8 protein-coding genes are annotated in these 18,841 nt (G+C 71.9%); all 8 read right to left on the bottom strand.

The genetic code is table 11. The features are described from left to right. Window positions 1-71 precede the first annotated feature (71 nt). Window positions 72-2,906, bottom strand: a complete 2,835-nt coding sequence (treY, locus tag CFB43_RS34745) for a malto-oligosyltrehalose synthase (RefSeq protein WP_256990182.1) — start codon at window positions 2,904-2,906, stop codon at window positions 72-74. Further along, on the bottom strand, window positions 2,903-5,137 hold the full coding sequence (malQ, locus tag CFB43_RS34750; RefSeq protein ID WP_089498618.1) for a 4-alpha-glucanotransferase: 2,235 nt from the start codon (window positions 5,135-5,137) through the stop codon (window positions 2,903-2,905). The genes treY and malQ overlap by 4 nt, the downstream gene beginning before the upstream one ends. Continuing rightward, window positions 5,134-7,005, bottom strand: a complete 1,872-nt coding sequence (gene treZ / locus CFB43_RS34755; protein ID WP_089498619.1) for a malto-oligosyltrehalose trehalohydrolase — start codon at window positions 7,003-7,005, stop codon at window positions 5,134-5,136. Before treZ ends, malQ begins: the two co-directional genes overlap by 4 nt. Beyond that, window positions 7,002-9,128, bottom strand: a complete 2,127-nt coding sequence (gene glgX / locus CFB43_RS34760; protein WP_089498620.1) for a glycogen debranching protein GlgX — start codon at window positions 9,126-9,128, stop codon at window positions 7,002-7,004. The genes treZ and glgX overlap by 4 nt, the downstream gene beginning before the upstream one ends. Before the next feature lie 32 nt (window positions 9,129-9,160). Beyond that, window positions 9,161-11,368 carry a 1,4-alpha-glucan branching protein GlgB gene (gene glgB, locus CFB43_RS34765; protein ID WP_089498621.1) on the bottom strand — a complete coding sequence of 736 codons (2,208 nt, stop codon included), beginning with the start codon at window positions 11,366-11,368 and terminating at the stop codon, window positions 9,161-9,163. Then, window positions 11,365-14,778: a maltose alpha-D-glucosyltransferase gene (treS, locus tag CFB43_RS34770; protein WP_089498622.1), complete on the bottom strand. Its 3,414-nt coding sequence runs from the start codon at window positions 14,776-14,778 to the stop codon at window positions 11,365-11,367. Before treS ends, glgB begins: the two co-directional genes overlap by 4 nt. Then, window positions 14,778-18,170, bottom strand: coding sequence for a maltotransferase domain-containing protein (locus CFB43_RS34775; protein ID WP_089498623.1), 3,393 nt, complete (start codon window positions 18,168-18,170; stop codon window positions 14,778-14,780). Before CFB43_RS34775 ends, treS begins: the two co-directional genes overlap by 1 nt. Before the next feature lie 146 nt (window positions 18,171-18,316). Next, window positions 18,317-18,805: a phage protein NinX family protein gene (locus tag CFB43_RS34780; RefSeq protein ID WP_089498624.1), complete on the bottom strand. Its 489-nt coding sequence runs from the start codon at window positions 18,803-18,805 to the stop codon at window positions 18,317-18,319. Window positions 18,806-18,841 lie beyond the last annotated feature (36 nt).

The following is an 18,841-nucleotide window of genomic DNA, read 5'->3' on the forward strand; positions in this document are numbered from 1 at the left end:
GCAGGCTGTCTTGCACAAATTTGATTTTGCCCCTGGCAACTTGGGTACGAGCAAATACGCGATGCTCGTGACTAAAGGCAAACGCCACGACTTCCCGGAATTTCATCCGCCGGAAACGCGCGTGCGCTGGACGATCGCGATTCGCTCGTTGGACGCGCAGCCACCAGCACGGCAACCGGTAGCGCGGCGAGCCAGTCACCGAGCTTGATTAACCCTCCCGCCACGTCGATGGCATCCCCCGCATTCAGCCCATCCACCCACGGCCCGTCGATATCGCGCGGCAGCACGACCGCCGTATCGCCCCATTGCCCGGGTTCCATGCGCGGCAATTCCGGCGCTTCACCGAGCAACCGGCCCGCAAGCCGTGTCGCGACCACCACCACGGTGGCCTCGTCGCTGCACCGTGCGAACGCCACCGCATGACGCCCGAGCGGGCCGCGTACGCGCAGCGGCACGTACGCGCCGTCCGCGAACGTCGCCGGCCATCGCGCGCGCAGCGCCAGCATGCGCTCGACCAGCGCCCGTTTCACGCGCGCATCGGGCCACGTCGCCAGATACGACGCGACCGGCCCGTCGACCCGCTCGGCCGCGAGCGCCGCGAACGGCACGTCGCGGCGGTTGTCCGGATCGACGAGCGAGTGATCCCATGCTTCAGATCCTTGATACAGGTCGGGCACGCCGGGCGATGCCATCCGCAGCACGGCCTGCGTCAGGCTGTTGACGACGCCGGCCGGCGCGATCCGCGCGACGAACGCATGCAGCCGATGGGCGAAGTCGCCGGCGCCACGCGGCTTCAGGATCGCGCGGACGAACGCTTCGCAATCGCGCTCGTAGCGCATGTCGGGCGCGAGCCAGTCGGTATGACGCTTCGCCTCGCGCAGCGCTTTCGTCTGCCACTGCACGACGCGTTCGGTGAGCGCCGTGAGCCCCGCCGCATCGTCGGGCGAGAGTTCGGGCGGCCAGCAGCCGACGAGCGTCTGGTACAGCATCGCCTCGGCGGCCGGCCCCGGTGCCCATGCGAGGTCGCGATGCGCGCTGCCGCGATGCGGCCGGTTGAGCGCGGACCAGTCGAGCGACACCGCGCGCCACGCGTCGGGCATTTCGCTGAGCACGGCCAGCCGCGCACGCGCATCCTCGCCGCGCTTGTGGTCGTGCGTGGCGGTGGCGACGAGCCCGTGCGGCACGGTGCGCGCGCGGCGCCGATTGCGCGCATGGAACGCGCCGCGCGACAGGCTGAAGTCGCCCGCGTCGGCGCCGACTTCGTTGCGCGACAGAAGCCGGCCGTAACGGTAGTGGGCCGTATCCTCGACACCCTTCGCGGCCAGCGGCGCGGTGAGCTGCGCGAACGCGACGCGCGCCGCGTGCAGCGCGGCGGCGTCCGCGCGCGGCACGCGTACGACCGGCCACCCGAGCCAGGTGGCGACGTGATCGAGTGCGAACCGGTCGGCAGGATCGACGGCCTCGACCGCCCGTTCGTACGCCTGCGCGAGCACGCGGCGGTCGGCGTCGGCGGGTTCTTCGTCCTGCACGGGATACATCCGGTACACGGGCAACTGCACCGCGAGTTCCCCCAGTACGCGTCGAATCGCGATCCGGCTGACGTCGCGCGTCGCGGGTGCCGCACGTGCCACGCCGTGCAACGCCCGCGCGGCGCGCGCATGCTCGACGGCGAGCTGGCGCATCAGCACGCGCCGCTTGCCGTCGAGCGCTTCCTGCGCGAACGTGCGCGACACACCCGACACGTGGGCCCAGTGCGCGGCGAGCGGCGCGGCGCCGGCCGGATCGTGCAGCAGCGCGCCGACGTCGTTCATGAAGTCGTAGCCGGTCGTGCCGTCGACGGCCCAGTCGTCGCGCAGCGTTTCGCCGGGCGCGAGGATCTTCTCGACGACGATGTACGGCCGCACGTCGCGTTGCGCGGCAAGCCGCTGATGCAGCCGCCGGCCATACGCGCGCGGATCGGCGAGGCCGTCGACGTGATCGACGCGCAGGCCGTCGATGTAGCCGGCCGCATGCAGCCGTAGCGGCAGCGCATGGACGGCATCGAACACCGCATCGTCGTCGACGCGGACGGCCGCGAGCGTCGCGATGTCGAAGAAGCGCCGCCAGTTCAGATCGTCGGCGGCCGTGCGCCACCACGCGAGCCGGTAGTGCTGGCGTTCGAGCAACCGGTGCAGGCAGGCGCGGGAGCGCGCGCGGCGCGGATCGACGCCGCGCAGCACCGCATCGAGCGCGTGCGGGCCGTGCGCGGCCGCATGATCGCGCAGCGCCGCATGCGCGGCGGCCAGTCGCGTGCTGTCGCGCGGCGGCGCGGCGTCGAAGCGTTCGGCGAGCGCGTTCAGGTCCGCGCGGTTCGCGATGCGCAGGAGCTCCGCGTAGGTGGCGGCGGCCACCGGCAGCCGTCGCCCGGGGCACGACACGAAGAAGCGCCCGGTGGCCGGATCGGCGTCGAGCGTGATGTCGCCGGCCGCGAGCGCTTCGCCGTACGGCGTGCCGAGGCAGGGCAGCAGCACCTTGCCGTCGAGCGCCGCGTCGGGCGGATGCCAGTCGATGTCGAAGTAGTGCGCGTACGGGCTCGCGGGGCCCCATTCGAGCACGTCGTTCCACCAGCCGTTCGACGAACCGCCGACGCCCATGTGGTTCGGCACGATGTCGACGATCACCCCCAGCCCGTGCGCGCGCAACGCATCGACGAGCCGGACGAAACCGGCTTCGCCGCCGAGCTCGGGGTTGAGCGTGCCGTAATCGACGGTGTCGTAGCCGTGCCGCGAACCGGGTTCGGCCGTCGCGACCGGCGACAGGTACAGGTGGCTCACGCCGAGCCGCGCGAAATAGTCGGCGTGCGCGGCCGCGTCGTCGAACGTGAAGCCCGCATGCAGCTGCAGTCGCAGCGTCGCGCGTGGCGTCATGGGCCGGGCTCCCGCGAACCGCGTGCGCGCACCACGGCCGCGATGCGCTTGCGCACGTCGGCGTCGAACAGCGTGTCGATCGCGCGCGGCAGGCGCTGCCGCCAGTTCGGGTGCCCGCAAGGCGGCCCCGGCAGGTTCGGCTGCATGTCCAGCGCAAGCAGATCCTCGAGCGGCAGGATCGCGAGCGGCGACGGGCTGCGCGCGACGTACGCGAGTATCTCGGCGACCGGCGGCGCATCAGCCGGCGGGGGGGCGGCGTCACCGGCCGGCGCGCAGCCCGCATGCTGCAACGCTCGCCACAGCGCCGCGCGTTCGGTGGCGCGCGCCGCATGCGCGGCGACGACGTCGGGATCGACGGCGGGCGGCGGGGTGGCCGGGCCGGCTTCCGGGGGCGGCGTGGCGGTGGCCGAGGTGGCCGCGCGGGGCACGGTGTCGTCCTGCTCGTGCTCGGTCAACTCGTCTGGCGGCGCACGCGGCGCCGCATTGCGCGCCTCCCCGTCGTCGGACTGCTGCGCCGCCTCGGCCGCGATCCGCCGCCAGGCCAGATCGACCCCGCGCCACCAGCCGGCCACGGTCGGCAGATCATGCGTCGACGTCATCGCGATCGCATCGCGATCCCATGCCGACGTTGGCCGGAAGGCGCCGCCGGCGTCGCGCTCGAACCACAGCACGCGCATCCCGGCGATGCCCTGCGCGCCGAGCCGTTCGCGGAAGCCGGCCGGCACCGTGCCGAGATCCTCGCCGATCGCGAGCGCGCGATGACGGGCCGCCTCGAGCGCGACGAGCCGCACGAGATCGTCGACCGGATAGCGCAGGTAGGCGCCGTCGCGCGGCGAGCCGCCGTCCGGCACGATCCACATCCGCGCGAAGCCGAGCACGTGATCGATGCGGATGCCGCCCGCATGCGCGAACGCCGCGCGCAACAGTTCGACGAACGGCACGAAGCCTTCCGCACGGAGCGCGGCGGGCGTCCAGGTCGTCACGCCCCACGCCTGGCCGGCCGCATTGAACAGGTCGGGCGGCGCCCCGAGAGACACGCCGCGCAGCAGCGTCGCGCCGTGCGCCCACGCGTCGCTGCCCGCGCGATCGGAGCCGACCGCGAGATCGGCGATCAGCCCGGTGGCCATGCCCGCACCGCGGGCCGCGTGCTGCGCGTCGCCGAGCGCGCGCGACGCGCACCATTGCAGGTACGTGTGGAACGCGACCGTATCGGCATGGGCGTGCGCGAACGCATCGACTTCCGCCGATCCCGGTTCGCGCCACGGCGCCGGCCATTTCCGCCAGTCGATGCCCGCCCCGTGCTCGAAGCAGAATGCCTGCAACGCGTCGAAGCGCGCATGCGCATCGAGCGCCGCCCCGCCCGCGGCGCGAAACCGCTGGAATGCGTCACGCGACGGGTCGTCGCCGGCGCGCCACGCGTCGAAGCATGCCCGCAGTCGCCGCAGTTTCAGCGGCAGCACGTGCGGCCAGTCGATCAGCGGCGTGTCGGCCGCGGCACCGGTTGCGTGCTGCACGGCCGCGGCGCCCGGCACCGCGTCGCAGTCGAGATACGCGACGTTGTGCCAGCGCCGCGACGACGGCGAATACGGGCTGTCGTGCGCGGGCAGCGCCGGAAAGCCGGCGTGCGTCGGGCTGATCGCCACCGCCTGCGCGCCGTGCCGTGCCGCATGCGCGGCCAGCCGCGCCAGCGCGGTGTAGTCGCCCGCGCCGTCGTCGCCGTCGCGGCGCAGGCTGTAGAGCTGCGCCGCGATGCCCCAGCGCCCGCCCGCATCCGCCGCGCGCGGGTCGACCGGTTGCGGGCGCGGCGGCGCGATCGTGAGCCCGATGCGCTGGTCGCCGACGTCGAGCGCGTGATAGCCGGGGATCGCGAGCGGCGGCAGCGTGCCGTGTTCGCCTTCGCCTTCGCCTTCGCCGCCCACGCGCCCGTCGACATGCCCGCCGGCTTCGAACGTGACCCGGAAGCGCGCGCCGGGCGGGGCGATCGCGGCCGGCAGGGTCAGCGGCAGGCCGGCGTCGCCGGTGACGATGCGCGGGGGCGCCGCGTTCGCGTCGGCGAGCGCGGCGGCGCTTTCCACCCGCTGGGTCGCCGTGCCGCACGGCCAGCCGAGCGCGTCGACGAGCGCGACGAGGGCGTCATCGTCCACCCGCCGCGCGATGCCGCCCGCATCGGTCCAGTCGGTTTCCAGGCCGGCCGTGCGCGCGAGTTCGGTGATCGACACGTCGGAAGTCATGATCGTCCCTGCCCATTCAGGCGGTGCTGCCGCGCATCGTGGTTGACCTCGCCGTCGCGCCACGCGATGCACGCGCGGGGCGGCAGCCGCAGGTCGCGCAGCCGGTCGCGTGCACGTGGCGGCGTCTCGAACACGATCTTGCCGACCGGCAGCGCGGGCAGCACCGCGTCGTGCGCGCCGAGGTTCAACGCGATCGTCAGCGTGCTGCCGTCGCCGAGGCGCCAGCGCGCGGCGAGCGCCTGCGGGTCGCCGTCGCCCGCGAGCAGGTCGACGCCGAGCGCGCGGGCGCCGGGCAGGTTCGGCGTCACGAGCGCCGCACGCACGGTCAGTGCGCTGCGGTAGAAGCGCCGCCAGGCGTCGGTGTCGGGTGTGGTTTCGTCGCTGCTGCCGTGCAGCGTCGAACGCACGAACGTCGCGATGTCGTTCGGATCGGGAATCGCGTCGCGATGCGCGGCATCGGTGAACGCCGGAAAAGCCGCGAATTCGCGGCGCCGGCCCTCGCGCACCGCGTCGGCGAGCGCGCCGCGATAGTCGGTGAAGAACTGGAACGGCTGCGTGCTGCCGTCTTCCTCGCCCATGAACAGCAGCGGGATCGACGGCGCAAGCAGCAGCAGCGCGGTCGCCGCGCGCACCGCGTCTTCGTTCGCGAGCGTGCGCAGCCGTTCGCCGAACGCGCGGTTGCCGACCTGGTCGTGGTTCTGCAGGAACGCGACGAACGCGGTCGGCGGCAGGTGCGCGCTCGGTTCGCCGCGCGGGGCGCCGTCGTGCAGCGGCGACGGTTCGCCCTGGTACGCGAAGCCTTCGCCGAGCGTGCGCGCCAGATGGCGCAGCGGCGCATCGGCGTACGCGCGGTAGTAGCCGTCGCGCTCGCCGGTCAGCAGCACGTGCGCGCTGTTGTGGAAATCGTCGTTCCATTGCGCGTCGAAACCGCCGGGCCCGAGCAGGCTCGCCGCGTTGCGCTCGTTCTCGAGCACGAGGTGCACATGGCGCGTGTCGCCCGCGTACGCGCGCACGCGGCGCGCGAGTTCGCGCAGCCACGCGTCGTCGTCGATCGCGTGCGCGGCATCGATGCGCAGCCCGTCGAAACGGAATTCGTCGAGCCAGTACAGCGCGTTCTCGATGAAGAACGCGCTCGTCTGTTCGCGCGAAAAGTCGATCGCCGGCCCCCATGCGGTCTGCCGGTCCGCGCGGAAGAATGCGGGGGCGTAGCGCGGCAGCAGGTTGCCTTGCGGGCCGAAGTGGTTGTAGACGACGTCGAGCAACACCTGCAGCCCGAGCCCGTGCGCGGCATCGATCAGCGCTTTCAGTTCCTCGGGCCGCCCGTACGACGGATCGGGCGCGAACGGCAGCACGCCGTCGTAACCCCAGTTGCGCGCGCCGGGAAACGTGTTGACGGGCATCAGCTCGATCGTGGTCACGCCGAGCGCGGCGATCTCCGGCAGCCGCCGCTCGACGCTCGCGTGGCCGCCGCATGCGCCGATGTGCAGCTCGTACAGCACCGTCTCGTGCCACGGGCGGCCGCGCCACGTGTCGTGGCGCCAGCGGTACGCAGCCGGATCGACGACCTGGCTCGGGCCGTCCACGCCGCCGGGCTGGAAGCGCGACGCGGGATCGGGCACCACGAGATCGCCGTCGAGCCGGTAGCGATACAGCGTCCCGGGGCCGCACGGCACGACGGCCTCGAACCAGCCGTCGCCCACCGCGGTCATCGGGATGGCGGGTCGGTTTTCGCCTTCGATTTCGACGGCGGCCGTGCGGCTCGCGGGCGCCCACAGCCGGAAGCGCGTGCGGTCGGGCTCGACGCAGGTCGCGCCGAACGACGTGTCGAACGCATGCGAACCCGATGGGCGGGCGGGGCGTGATCTCATGTCGGGTCTCCCGGAGACAGATCGGGCGGCACGGCGGCCACCGCGATCGCGGCCGCGTGCGCGGCGACGTCGAGGCCGTCGGCCGGCCACGAGCGCGGGCCGGCATCGGGCGTGGCCGTGTCGACCAGCACGCGATAGTCGAGCGCCGGCGCGGGCGGCGCGAACACGACCGTCTCGGACGACGCGTTCAGCATCACGAGCAGCGCCTCGGTGCGCCCGGTGCGGCCCGTGCCGACGCGCCGCATCGTCAGCGCGCGCCGCTCGCGGTCCTGCCACGCGGGCACGGTCATCGCGTCGCCGCGCTCGTCGAACCAGCCGATCTCCGCCATGCCCGGCGCCGCTTCGCGGTCGCCCGACGGATAGCCTGGCGTGGACATCACCGGATACATGCGCCGCAGCGCGGCAAGCCGCGACACGAAGCGCATCAGCGTCACCGCTTCGTCGCCGCGCGCCTGATCCCAGTCGAGCCACGACAGCTCGTTGTCCTGGCAGTACGCGTTGTTGTTGCCGTGCTGGGTGCGGCCGAACTCGTCGCCGGCCACCAGCATCGGCGTACCGAGCGCGGTGAACAGCGTCGCGAGCATCGAGCGAGCGACGCGCGCACGTACCGCGCGGATCGCCGCGTCGTCGGTCGGCCCCTCGGCGCCCCAGTTCGCGCTGCAGTTGTCGTCGCGGCCGTCACGGTTGTCCTCGCCGTTGGCTTCGTTGTGTTTCGCCGAATACGACGCGAGATCGGCGAGCGTGAAGCCGTCGTGCGCGGTGATGAAATTGACCGACGCCCACGTATGGCGCCGCTGGTGGTTGAACAGGTCGGCCGAGCCCGCGAGGCGCGCGGCGAGCTCCGGCCGCTGGCCCGGGTCGCCGCGCCAGAAGCGCCGCACGGTGTCGCGGAAGCGGTCGTTCCACTCGGCGAAACCGGGCGGGTGGCGGCCGAGCTGGTAGCCGCCGGGGCCGAGATCCCACGGCTCGGTGATCAGCTTGCGCTGCGCGAGCACCGGGTCCTGCCGCAGCGCGTCGAAGAACCCCGCGCCGGGATCGAAGCCGTGTTCCTCGCGGCCGAGCGTCACGCCGAGGTCGAAGCGGAAGCCGTCGATGTTGAACGCGGTAGCCCAGTAGCGCAGCGAATCCATCACCATCTGCACGACACGCGGATGCGACAGGTTCAGCGTGTTGCCGCAGCCGGTCTCGTCGACATGAAAGCGGCGGTTGTCCGGCATCAGCCGGTAGTAGCTCGCGTTGTCGAGGCCGCGCCACGATAGCGTCGGGCCGAGCTCGTTGCCCTCGCACGTATGGTTGTAGACGACGTCGAGCACGACCTCGATGCCGGCCGCATGCAGCTGGCGGATCGCGATGCGCATCTCGTCGAGCCGCCGCGTCGCGAGATACGCGGGCTCCGGCGCGAAGAACGCGGCCGTGTCGTAGCCCCAGTAGTTGCGCAGCCCGCGGTTCACGAGCGCGCGCTGCTGCAGGAACGCGTGAACGGGCAGCAGCTCGACCGTCGTCACGCCGATCGACAGCAGGTGATCGATGAACGCCGGATGCGCGAACGCCGCGAACGTCCCGCGCTCGGGCGGGCGCAACCCGGCACGCCGCATCGACGCGCCGCGCACGTGGGTCTCGTAGATCACCGTGTTGCGCCACGACACGCGCGGGCGCCGGTCGGTGCTCCAGTCGAACGCCTCGTCGACCACCACGCACTTCGGCATCGCGGGCGCCGAGTCGCGCCGGTCCATCGACAGGTCCGCGCGGTTCGAATGCAGGCGGTAGCCGAACAGCGCGTCCGACCAGCGGAACTGGCCGACCAGCTTGCGCGCGTACGGGTCGAGCAGCAGCTTGGTCGGGTTGAAGCGATGGCCGTGCTGCGGCTGGTACGGGCCGTCCGCGCGAAACCCGTACACGGTGCCCGGATGCGCGTTGGGCAGGTAGCCGTGCCAGATCTCGTCGGTGCATTCGGGCAGGTCGAGGCGCGCCAGCTCCTTGCGGCCGGTCGGATCGAACACGCACAGCTGGATGCGGTGCGCGTGCGCGGAAAACACCGCGAAGTTGGTTCCGAGGCCGTCCCAGGTCGCGCCGAGCGGGTAGCTGCGGCCGGATTCGAGACGGGCGGGCAGGGCAGTCGGCATGCGGGGGATCTCCGTGTCGAGGGCGCAAGCATTCAGATGGGGCGCAGCCACAGCGTCGCGAGCGGCGGCAGGCGCAGGGTGGCCGACCACGCCTCGCCATGCGCGGGCACGGCTTCGGCCCACACGGCGCCGTCGTTGCCGGCGTTGGTGCCGCCGTAGGGCGCGGCATCGGTGTTCATCAGTTCGCGCCACTGTCCGGGCGCGGGCAGGCCGACGCGATAGCTCGCGCGCGGCACCGGCGTGAAGTTGCAGACGGCGACCACCAGGTGCCCCGCGTCGTCGCGGCGCGCGAACGCGAACACGCTGTTGTCGCGGTCGTCGCCGATCAGCCAGGAGAAGCCGGCCGCGTGGCAGTCGAGCGCATGCAGCGCCGGCTCGGCCGCATAGGTGCGGTTCAGGTCGCGCACGAGCCGCTGCACGCCGCGATGCGCGGGCGCGTCGAGCAGGTCCCAGTGCGGCGTCGCGTCGTGCGCGAACTCGGCCCATTGCGCGAATTCGCTGCCCATGAACAGCAGCTTCTTGCCGGGATGCGCCCACATGAAGCCGAAGTACGCGCGCAGCGTCGCGAGCCGCTGCCACGCGTCGCCCGGCATTTTCGCGACGAGCGAGCCCTTGCCGTGCACGACCTCGTCGTGCGACAGCGGCAGCACGAAGCGCTCGGAGAACGCGTACACGAGCCCGAACGTCATCCGGTCGTGGTGATAGCGGCGATGCACCGGATCCTCGCGCAGATACGCGAGCGTGTCGTGCATCCAGCCCATGTTCCACTTGAAGTCGAAGCCGAGCCCGCCGTCGCCGGTCGGCGCGGTGACGCCCGGCCAGGCGGTCGATTCCTCCGCGACGGTGACGACGCCGGCCGGCGCGGCCGCACCGTGCAGCGTGTCGTTCAGCATGCGCAGGAACGCGACCGATTCGAGGTTCTCGCGGCCGCCGTGCACGTTCGGCACCCATTCGCCTTCCGCACGCGAATAGTCGCGGTACAGCATCGACGCGACCGCGTCGACGCGGATGCCGTCGACGTGATACCGGCGCGCCCAGGCGAGCGCCGATGCGGCGAGGAATGCGCCGACTTCCGTGCGCCCGACGTTGAACACGCAGGTGTGCCAGTCGGGATGCAGCCCTTCGCGCGGGTCGGCGTGCTCGTACAGCGCGGTGCCGTCGAACTGCGCGAGGCCGTGTGGATCGTCGGGGAAGTGCGCGGGCACCCAGTCGACGAGCACGCCGATGCCGGCCGCATGCGCGCGGTCGACGAAGCGCGCGAAACCGTCGACCGGCCCGAAGCGCGCGGACGGCGCGAACTGCGCGAGCGGCTGGTAGCCCCAGGAGCCGCCGAACGGGTATTCGGCGATCGGCATGAACTCGACGTGCGTGAAGCCCATCCCCTTCACGTACGGAATCAGCCGCTCGGCGAGTTCGTCCCAGGTCGCGCTGCGGTTCATCTCCTCGGGCACGCGTTGCCACGATTCCGCATGCACCTCGTAGATCGACCACGGCACGCGGTAGCGGTCGGCGTGCGGCCGCGCGTGCATCCAGCCGTCGTCGTGCCACGCAAACGCGTCGAGCGCCGCGACGTCGGCGACGACCGACGCCGTGCGCGGCGGCGCCTCGGTCGCGCGCGCGCAGGGGTCGGCCTTGTGCGGCAGCACGCGCCCGTCGGCCGCGCGCAGCTCGTACTTGTAGCACTCGCCCGCGCCGATGCCCGGCACGAACAGCTCCCACACGCCCGACGGCCGCCGCAGCCGCATCGGATGGCGGCGGCCGTCCCAGCCGTTGAAATCGCCGACCACCGACACGCGCTGCGCGTTCGGCGCCCAGACCGCGAAACGCACGCCGTCGGTGTCGTCGATGCGCGCGGGCACCGCGCCGAGGCAGTCGAGCACGGCGGCCGGGTCGCCGGCGGAGAAGCGCGCGAGCACCGCGTCGTCGAGCAGCGTGCCGAACGCATACGCATCGTCGATCACCTGCCGCGCGTCGGGCCAGTCGATCGCGAGCAGATAGTGGGGCGCGCCGCCGTTGCGCGGGATCGTCCCCGCGAAGCAGCCGGCGCGATCGACGCACGCGAGGGGGCCGAGGTCGGCGCCGTCCGGCGACAGCGCGTGCACGCTTGTCGCGCCGGGCAGCAGCGCGCGCACGACGACCTCGCCGGCCTGCCCGTGCGGGCCGAGGCACGCGAACGGATCGGGATGACGGCCGGCGAGCAGCGCATCGATGTCGGATCGTTCGAACAGCGTGTCAGTCATGGCGTGCCTCCGTCGTCGGATGCGCCGCCATCGCCGAGCAGCCGCTCGACCAGCGCGGCGAGCCCGCCGACCGGCACGCTCAGCCAGTCGGGCCGGTTCGCGGCTTCGTAGCACAGCTCGTACGACGCCTTGTCGATCAGGAACAGCGCGAGCAGGCGATCGGCGTAGCGCGGGTCGACGAAACGCGCGGGGGCCTGCTCGGCCGCCATGCGATAGCAGTCGACGAAGCGGTCGGCGGCGGCCTGCCCGAAGCGGTCGAACAGTGCACGCTTGCGGCCGGCCGCCTGCGGCGGCGCCTTCTCGATCGCGAACTGCGCGGTCGCGCTCACGTACGACAGCGAACGCAGCAGGCCGGCCACGTCGCGCAGCGGATGCGATTTCGCGCGGCGGTGCTCGAGCGGGCGCGCCGGCTCGCCTTCGAAGTCGATCAGCAGCGCGTCGCCCTGCACGTCGAGTACCTGGCCCAGATGGAAATCGCCGTGGATCCGCATGCATTGCGCATCGAGCGTGCGCGGAACGAGTTCGCCGAGCGCGCGTACGGCCGCGTCGCGCGACGCGAGCAGCGTGTCGGCCGACGCACGCATCGCGGGATCGAGCGCATCGAGCCGCGTGTGCAGCACGTCGAGCGCGTGCTCGAACGACGCGATCGCGTCCGCGCACCAGCCGTCGACGTGTTCGGGCGTCGCATGCTCCGGCGCGAAAGCGGGATCGTCGGACGGCTGCGCGAGCGCGACGTGCAGCTGGCCGAGCCGCGTGCCGATGATCCCCGCGAACGCCGCATAGCCGAGCAGCGCGTCGGGTTCCTCGTTCGCGCCGTCGGCGCCCTCATCGTCGGCCGCCGGCAGCGCGAGCTCGTCCACCGCGCGCCGCAGGAAGTCGAACGAGCGCGTCCACGCGTCGCCCTGGTTGTCGACGTAGCGCTGCAGGATCGCGACCGTGTGCGGCGTGCCGTCCGGATCGACGTGCACGACTTCGCCCGCGAGCGTCGCGGTGTTCGGGTAGCCGATCCGCGTCAGGTACCGGCTCATTTCCGCTTCCGGATGCACGCCGTGCGCGACCTTGCGCACCAGCTTCAGCACGATCGCGTCGCCGATCACGAGCGAGCTGTTGCTCTGCTCGGCCGCGAGCCAGCGCACTTCGGCGTCGTCGCCGGGATCGAGCGCGGCGAGCGCGTCTTCCGGCAGGAACGCGAGCCGGCCGCCGTCGGTGGTCGGCACCGTCGCGCCGTCGCGCAGCTTGCGCAGCATCCCGTGCGCGAACGCCGGCAGCGCGAACGCATCGGTCAGGTAGCCGACCGAATGGCCGCGCCGCACGCGCGCCAGCGCCAGCTGCGTGAACAGCGGCTGCGAGGTCTCGCCGCCCCACGCGGCCGCGAGCGGCACGACGTAGCGTTCGACGTCGCCCGTCTCACCGGATTCGACCCAGGCCTCCGCATACTGGAACGGTTCGCCCGGCACCGGTGTGACGACGTTCAGCCGGGCCGTGCCGATCGCGCGGTCCTTCGACGCGAACCAGCGCCGCCGCGCGAGCCACGAGGGCAGGGCATCGTGCGCGAGCACGTGCAGCTGTTCGACGTTCGGCCGCGTATCGCCGCGCCGCATCACGAGCGTCACGTATTCGGGCAGCGGCTCCGCGTGCGGCTGCCGCCACGACGGCTCGCGGCCGTGCTCGGCGAGCACGAACCACAGGAACCCGTACGGCGGAAAGGTCAGCAGGTACGTGAGCTGCCCGATCGGCGGAAACGGCGAATCCGACGTCATCTCGATCGGCACGCGGCCCGCGAATTCGGACAGGTCGAGCTCGACGGCCTGCGATGCCCGCGACAGGTTCGCGACGCACAGCACCGGGTCATGGCCGTCCAGCTCGCGCAGGTACGCGAGCACCTTGCGGTTCTCCGGGCGCAGGAAGCGGATCGTGCCGCGCCCGAACGCCTGCGACGCGCGGCGCGTCGACAGGATGCGGCGCGTCCAGTTCAGCAGCGAATGCGGGTCGCGCGTCTGCGCCTCGACGTTGACCGCGTCATAGCCGTACAGCGCGCCCATCACCGGCGGCAGCACGAGCTGTTCGGGGTCGGCGCGCGAGAAGCCGCCGTTGCGGTCCGACGACCACTGCATCGGCGTGCGCACGCCGTCGCGGTCGCCGAGGTGGATGTTGTCGCCCATCCCGAGCTCGTCGCCGTAGTAGATCACCGGCGTGCCGGGCATCGACAGCAGCAGCGAGTTGATCAGCTCGATGCGGCGCCGGTCGCGTTCCATCAGCGGCGCGAGCCGGCGCCGGATGCCGAGGTTCAGCCGCGCGCGCCGGTCGCTCGCATAGGTTTGCCACAGCAGGTCGCGCTCGGAATCGGTGACCATCTCGAGCGTCAGCTCGTCGTGGTTGCGCAGGAACACGGCCCACTGGTTGCTCGGCGCGAGTTCCGGCGTTTGCCGCATGATGTCGACGATCGGGAAGCGGTCCTCGCTCGCGATCGACATGTAGATGCGCGGCATCAGCGGGAAATGGAACGCCATGTGGCATTCGTCCTCGTTGCCGAAATATTCCTGCACGTCTTCCGGCCACTGGTTCGCCTCCGCGAGCAGCATCCGGTTCGGATACTCGGCGTCGATCGTCGCGCGGATTTGCTTCAGGATCGCGTGCGTCTCGGGCAGGTTCTCGTTGCTGGTGCCTTCCCGCGCGACGAGATACGGCACCGCGTCGAGCCGCAGCCCGTCGATGCCGAGGTCGAGCCAGAAGCGCATCACCTGCATCACCTCGCGCACGACGGCCGGGTTGTCGAAGTTCAGGTCCGGCTGGTGCGAATAGAAGCGGTGCCAGTAGTACTGGCCGGCGATCGGGTCGTGCGCCCAGTTCGACGTTTCCGTATCGAGGAAGATGATCCGCGTGCCCGCGTATTTCGTGTCGGTGTCGGACCACACGTAGTAGTCGCGATGCGTGGAGCCGGGCTTCGCGCGGCGCGCGCGCTGGAACCACGGATGCTGGTCCGACGTGTGGTTGATCACCAGCTCGGTGATCACGCGAATGCCGCGCGCATGCGCTTCGCGGATGAAGCGCCGCACGTCGGCCAGCGTGCCGTAGTCGGGATGCACGTCGCGGTAGTCGGCGATGTCGTAGCCGTCGTCGCGGCGCGGCGACGGGTAAAACGGCAGCAGCCAGATCGTGTCGACGCCGAGTTCGGCGATGTAGTCGAGCTTCGCGATCAGGCCGGGGAAATCGCCGATGCCGTCGTTGTTCGAGTCGTAGAACGACTTCACGTGCACCTGGTAGATGATCGCGTCCTTGTACCACAGCGGATCGTCCGCGCAGAGCGCCGGCGCGCGGCGGCGTGCGCGGCGCCGGCGCGGGGTGCCGGCCGGCGCCAGCGACGGGAATTGCGCGCGGCGTACGTCGTCGAGGGAATCTTCGCGTTTCATCATCCATGGGCTCCCGAGGAGGGCCGGGCGTCGCCCGGTTCGCGCGCCGCCGCCCGCGCGGCGCCTGGAGACGGCGTGAGCCGCCAGATCGCATACGGGCGCACATGCGGATCGAGCGAGACGTACTGGCGATGCCCGCGCCAGGTTTCCGCATGCGTGGCGTCCTGTTCGAGCGCGTCGAGCGGTTCGCCGTCGACGAGCCCCAGGCCGCGCCACAGCGACGCATCGAGCGTGAAGTTGGCGACCTGCGGATGCCACGGATCGGTGCTGATCGCGACGACGACCACGCTGTCGAACGCCGGCGTCGCCTTCACGAACACGAGCACCGCGTCGTTGTCCGCGTCGGCGAACGTGAGGCCGAGATGCGTCTGCAGCGCCGGGTGCGCGCGCCGCGCGCGGTTCAGCCGCGCGACCTCGGCGCCGATATGCGCGGCCTTGCTCCAGTCGCGCGAGCGCAGCTCGTACTTCTCCGCGTCCGCGTATTCCTCGCTGTCGGGCAGCGGCGCCGATTCGCCGAGCTCGAAGCCCGAGTACAGGCCCCACGAGCCGGCCAGCGTCGCCGCGAGCGCCGCGCGGATCACGAACTGCGTGCGCGGCGCGTTCTGCAGGTGGCGCGGGTTGATGTCGGGCGTGTTGACGAAGAAGTTCGGCCGGAAGAATTCGCGCGCCGGGCCGGTCGTCAGCTCGGTCAGGTAGTCGATGAATTCGCGCTTCGTCTCGCGCCACGTGAAGTACGTGTACGACTGCGAGAAGCCGACCTTCGCGAGCCGATACATCATCCCCGGCCGCGTGAACGCTTCGGACAGGAACACGACGTCCGGATGCCGGCCGCGCACGTCGTCGATCATCCACGCCCAGAACGGCAGCGGCTTCGTGTGCGGGTTGTCGACGCGGAAGATCCGCACGCCTGCATCGACCCAGAACAGCACTGCGTCGCGCAGCGCGAGCCACAGGTCGGGCAGCGCGTCCGGCGCGTAAAAATCGGGGTTCACGATGTCCTGGTAGCGCTTCGGCGGATTCTCCGCGAAGCGCAGCGAGCCGTCGGGCCGCCACGCGAACCAGCCCGGATGCGCGGCGAGCCACGGATGGTCGGGCGAGCACTGGATCGCGAAATCGAGCGCGATCTCGAGCCCGTGGCCGCGCGCGGCATCGACCAGCGCGCGGAACGAGTCGAGCGTGCCGAGCTGCGGATGCACGGCCGTGTGGCCGCCGTCCGGCGAGCCGATCGCATACGGGCTGCCGACGTCGTCGCGGCCGGCCTTCAGGCTGTTGTTGCGGCCCTTGCGCGCCGTCGTGCCGATCGGGTGGATCGGCGGGAAATACAGCACGTCGAAACCCATGTCGCGGATCCGCGGCAGGTGCGCGATCACGTCGTCGAACGTGCCGTGCCGGTGCGGATCGTCGCTCGCCGAGCGCGGAAACATCTCGTACCAGCTGGAGAAGCGCGCCGCGCGGCGCTCGACATCGACCGGGAAGGTCGTCGTGTCGTGCGTGACGAACGGGCGGTAGCGCAGCGCCGCGAACGCGTCGGCGAGCGGCGCCGCGCCGAGCTGCGCGAGCCGCGCGTCGGCCGGTGCGTCCTTGAATTCGGCGACGAGTCGTTTCATCTGCGTGCGCGCGCGCGCATCGAGCGGATCGGCGAGCTTGAGCGCGGTCGCGAGCAGCAGTTGCGCTTCGCGCAGTTCGAGTGCCACGTCCTGGCCGGCCGCGTGTTTCTTCGCGACATCGTGGACGAGCGAGGCCCAGTCGTCGCGCCAGGCAATCACGCGAAATTCATGGCGGCCGAGCCGGTCGAGCACGACGCGGGCCTGCCAGCCGTCGTTCGGTTCGGCTTCGAACGGGATTTCGCGCCAGTCGTCATCGCCGGCGGCGCGCCACTGCAGCGCGGCCGCGAGATGCGCGTGCCCGTCGGTGAAGATCGATGCGTGGACGACGAGCGTCTCGCCGATCACGCGCTTGACCGCGAAGCGGCCGCCGTCGACCGACGGCTCGACGCGCTCGATCGCGATCCGGTCGGCCGCGAGCGCCACGGATAGCACACCGCGCTCGCGTGCGGCGTCGTGGCGTGTCGTGACGGGCGGCGCCTGCCACGCATGCAGCAGCGCATACGCGCCCGGGTCGAGCGTGAACGGTTCGAGCGCGGCCGGCGGGTGGGTGTGCGTGCCGTCGTGCGTGGCGACGCGCGTGAATCCGCCCGGCACGCCGGGCAGGATCGTCGCGGGGTCGACCGTCACCGCTGCGTCGAGCTCGGGATTCAACGCGATCAGCAGCGCCGCTTCGTCGTGCTCGAGCGACGGCCCGGTGCCGCGCAGCAACGCGGTCGCCGGTGCGCCGGGCGCGCTCAACTGCACGATTTCGCCGCGCGCGGCCGCCACAGGCGTGGCGCGGCGCCACGCGTTCGCATCGGCGATCGTGCCCGACAGGTCGAAGCGCGCGCGCTCGAACGCGGTGCGGTAGCGCGCCGCTTCGGCGTCGCGCGCCATCAGCGGCATCGTGACGCCGCGCTCGAAGCCCATCGGGACGAGCCAGCCGGTGCCGACGGCGGCAGCGGTCCACAGCGCGCGGCGATAGGCGCGGGCGATGCTGTCATCCGACGCGTCGGGCCAGTCGTCGGCGAGGCGCGGGCCGTCGAACGCGTCGGGAAACGCGATCGGCGTGCCGATCCGCCGCAGCAGCCGGTGTTCGTCGACGAACCACGGCGCGCGCAGATCCCACCAGCGCACCGATGAAAACACCGCGTCGAACCCGGCGCCTTCGAGCTGCGCCAGCGCGTCGCGCGCATGGCCGGGCACGCCGGCGAGCACCGCGGCGTCCGGGCGCGTACGGCGCAGCGCCGCGCGCCAGCCGGGCCACCAGCCCGCCGGCAGATGATGTGGCGCGTCGATCAGGAAGCCGGCCGCGCCCGCATCGGCGAACGCGGCGAGGTGTTGGCACCACCACGCGGACAGCGCGTCGCGCGCAGCTTCATCGCCGAGATTCGCGTGGGCGACGTCCAGCGCGTGCGCGGTGCCGCGCGGATCGATCAGCGCGTCGTCGTGCGTGCGCTCGACGTACCAGTCCGGATGCTCGGCACGCAACGGGTTCTCGCGCGCGACCCGATCCGGCACGACTTCGAGCAGCACGCGCAGCCCGTGGCCGTGTGCGAGCTGGGCGAGCCGCGAGAAGGTTTCGAGCGCGCTCGCGCGGGTCGCGAACGCTTGGGACGGACGCCGGAAATCGGCCACGTGGCGCGGAAAGCCGGCGACGCTCGCGGCCCAGAACGCGCCGACGAGCACATGATCGAAGCCCATGCCGGCGACATGCGCGAACGTCTGCGGCCATGCGTCGAGCGGCCCGACGAGACGGGCGTCGCAGAAGTAGAGGTTCGGAGAAAAGGGCGGCGTGGGGTCCATGGCGCGGGCGTAGGGGCGGCAGTCGATGACGCCGGTTCGCCGCAACGCGCGTGCCTGCCGGGTGGTTCCCCGTGGGGCAAGGGCGGGTGGCGGCCCGCGGCGGCTGGGACTGTCGTTTTTACATGACCGCTGGGTACTGCATGCACTTACATGCGCGGTACCGAGCGGATATCCGTGCTGTCGCCCGTGGCACGATCGTCATCGGCTTCGGGAAGCGGCACGCCGGGATCGCAGCGCACCACCGCACCGTGTTCGATCCGGTGCGGGAACGGCGGCGGTGCATCGATTTCGTCGCCGAAGCGGGCGCGCACGAACGCCCGCAGCAGGGCCACGCGCGCATCGCGTCCGTGCGCGCCGCAGGTGGACGGCCCGTCGACGAAGGTCGCGTCGCATTCGACGTCGTCGCCGTGCCGTGCGATTCGCAGATCGTCGACACGGTCGAGCACCGCGCCCGCGTCGGACCACGACGCCGACGGCACGAAGCACGTGTCGAGCCGCCTGAGCGCGTCGCACGCAGCCGTCACGACCAGGTGCGGTGCGACGGCGGTGAAACGCAGCGTGTCTTCGTCGTCGGCGCACAGCGCGCGTGCACACCAGTAGTCGAGATCGTTTCCGTCGAGTGCGTCGGTTCGCATGGGCCGGCTCCGTCGGGTCAAAACGGGCTCACCGCG

The sequence above is a fragment of the Burkholderia sp. AU15512 genome (genome assembly GCF_002223325.1).
Classification (GTDB): domain Bacteria; phylum Pseudomonadota; class Gammaproteobacteria; order Burkholderiales; family Burkholderiaceae; genus Burkholderia.

Coding starts and splice junctions, on each gene's coding strand:
- CFB43_RS34775 (WP_089498623.1), bottom strand. CDS start 18,170: ATGGACCCCACGCCGCCCTTTTCTCCGAACCTCTACTTCTGCGACGCC.
- CFB43_RS34780 (WP_089498624.1), bottom strand. CDS start 18,805: ATGCGAACCGACGCACTCGACGGAAACGATCTCGACTACTGGTGTGCA.
- treY (WP_256990182.1), bottom strand. CDS start 2,906: ATGACGCCACGCGCGACGCTGCGACTGCAGCTGCATGCGGGCTTCACG.
- treS (WP_089498622.1), bottom strand. CDS start 14,778: ATGAAACGCGAAGATTCCCTCGACGACGTACGCCGCGCGCAATTCCCG.
- malQ (WP_089498618.1), bottom strand. CDS start 5,137: ATGACTTCCGACGTGTCGATCACCGAACTCGCGCGCACGGCCGGCCTG.
- glgB (WP_089498621.1), bottom strand. CDS start 11,368: ATGACTGACACGCTGTTCGAACGATCCGACATCGATGCGCTGCTCGCC.
- glgX (WP_089498620.1), bottom strand. CDS start 9,128: ATGCCGACTGCCCTGCCCGCCCGTCTCGAATCCGGCCGCAGCTACCCG.
- treZ (WP_089498619.1), bottom strand. CDS start 7,005: ATGAGATCACGCCCCGCCCGCCCATCGGGTTCGCATGCGTTCGACACG.